The following is a 2107-nucleotide window of genomic DNA, read 5'->3' on the forward strand; positions in this document are numbered from 1 at the left end:
GCATGTGCGTGTTCGGCAAACGACGTGTCCGCCGTCCGTGCGCGCACGCGTGGCGTGCGCAGATGCGCGGCGTGTTTAACACGGGCACGGAGTACAGTAAGATGTTGCGCGACAACAACAACGAGGGCCTCCTCAAGACTCAGCTGACGAAGATGCACGAGCTCGCCAACCTCGGCGACTTCGACACGGCTGTGGCGCTGTTCGAGACGCAGTGGACGGGCGTCGAGCCGGAGTGGCTGGCGAAGTTCAAGGCTGTGTACCTGACGGGCACCGGCCGGAACTGGTGCGCACTTGGCGTGCCCTGTCGCGCAGAGTGTCGCGCCGCAACTTCCGCTGCGACGTTGAATTAGAACGTCGCCCGTCGTGCGCGCAGGTGTCGCGCCTTGGCGCCGCTGGCGTCGCCGACGGACAACAATGCGCTGGAGTCGTGGAACGGCGAGCTGAAGAAGTCGTACACCAACTACAACCGCAAGACCGTGTCCGACTTCCTGGAGCAGTCGGTCGAATGGGTGGCGAAGGAGAGCCGGTCGCACACGCACTACTGGCCGCTGGACGCGCTCTACCTCACCGCCGACACGCTGCCGCACGTTCGACAGCGCATCCACAACGTGTACCACACAGCGCAGCAGGTGCGCGTTCAGAGGCGCCTACCGCTCGTCCGTACGTAGTTGGGCCAGGTGTTCGTGTGCAAGCGGTCAACGTTCTGTTTTGTGACGCGCGCAGCTGGTGGCTGAAGTGGCCGCCGGGCTGCGCAGCATGCACCGCCAGCTGAACGGAGGCGTCGTCTTCCCGAGCCAGGACGCGGAGAAGGCGCTGAAGCGCGGCGGTGTCATGCAGGACCTCATCGCCGTCCACAACGCGCGTGTTTCGCGCACGTGCGCCGCACCCTGCCCTGCATTCCGCTCCGTCGTCTCCCGCGCGAGTTGTGTGTTGTGCGATTCTGTTTTTGTGTCACGCTGCAGGCTGGACGACTTCCTGGCGACAGTGGGGCTGTTCTGGACGGTGTGGACGGTCAACGGCGTCACGATGTGCCAGTGCAACCACTTCTTGCAGTACGCCGCATGCAAGCACACGGTGGCGCGCGGTATCGTGGAGAAGACCGTCCTCGTGCCCCACGGGTTCGTGACGGAGAAGATCGGCGCGATGAAGAAGAAGGGGCGTCCGGCGAAGGCGAGACCGGCACTCGTGAATCAAGACCGTGTTGCGGTGCGGCACGGACGCAGGGAACGCACGTGATGTCGGTGCTGTTCCGTTTCAGATAGCCGTTCGTGTCGATCACAACTCTTGCAATGCGTGCAGCTTGTTCTCGGGGCCGCCGGCGCCGTGGCGCAGGCGCGTGCGCCGCCCGCGCCGGCGCCTATCGCCATGGCGCCCGTCGCCATGGCGCCCGTCGGGCCCGATGCCATGGCAGTGGACGCGCCGCCGCTGCAGCCTCTGCAGCTCCCGCCGGTGTGCATTCTGAGGCCACTCCTTGCTCCGGGGGTGTGTTCTGCTCATTTCTCGCCATGCACTTTTGTCGTCGCTTGCCATGCAGGAGGTTGCCGCGCACCTGGAGGTGAACGCGGCCATCCGTGCGGCCGACGCCGCAGAGTACGCCGACGCGGCCGCCGTCGCAGCAGCGGCCGATGCCGGAATGTACCAGTGACGCTCTCTTGATCGCCGCTAGGCTGTGACAGCTGATTCATCACCCAGAACGCGTGCTTTGAACTGGTAGACTGCAAGTGTGGCTGTGCGAGGGCTCGTTCAATGCGATCGCGCGCCCTGTTTCCAGTGTTCCTAGTGTTTTCCAGCAACGTTAAGAATGCTTTCCCTGACGAAGCCTTGGGCAACAGCTGCGTCCGCTAATGGCTGTGTGCCCAGCCACTAGTGCGTAGTGGCTGGGGCCAACCGCTTCGCTTTAGTGGCCGATTTAATCCGTTTAGTGGCTCAAGAACTGCGCACCCATTTTCTTGGGGCTTGCCAAAAAGAGCGCGTTCGGCGTTCGAATTCGTATCTTCACGTTTACTCCCGATGCACGCGTCAGCAGTGGTCGATTTGTGATTCTCGAAGCGCGTGAGCGGGAAAGCGAGTCACTGAGGAGGGCACTGCGCCGGCGGACATACAATTG

The 2107-nt window shown here is 63.4% G+C and carries 3 protein-coding genes; all 3 read left to right on the top strand.

The annotated features are described in order from the left end of the window. The coding region (locus VEC57_19385; GenBank protein ID HYC01305.1) for a hypothetical protein at positions 1 to 350 on the top strand (350 nt) is incomplete at its 5' end. Positions 351 to 383: 33 nt separating this feature from the next. Then, a complete protein-coding gene (locus VEC57_19390; GenBank protein HYC01306.1) occupies positions 384 to 668 on the top strand; it encodes a hypothetical protein in 285 nt (94 codons plus the stop codon). A gap of 58 nt (positions 669 to 726) precedes the next feature. Beyond that, entirely contained in the window at positions 727 to 1236 is a 510-nt protein-coding gene (locus tag VEC57_19395) for a hypothetical protein (GenBank protein ID HYC01307.1), read from the top strand. The last annotated feature ends 871 nt before the right edge of the window (positions 1237 to 2107 follow it).

Source organism: Candidatus Limnocylindrales bacterium, from assembly GCA_035626395.1.
In the GTDB taxonomy this organism is placed as follows: Bacteria; Desulfobacterota; Binatia; order UBA1149; family CAITLU01; genus DASPNH01.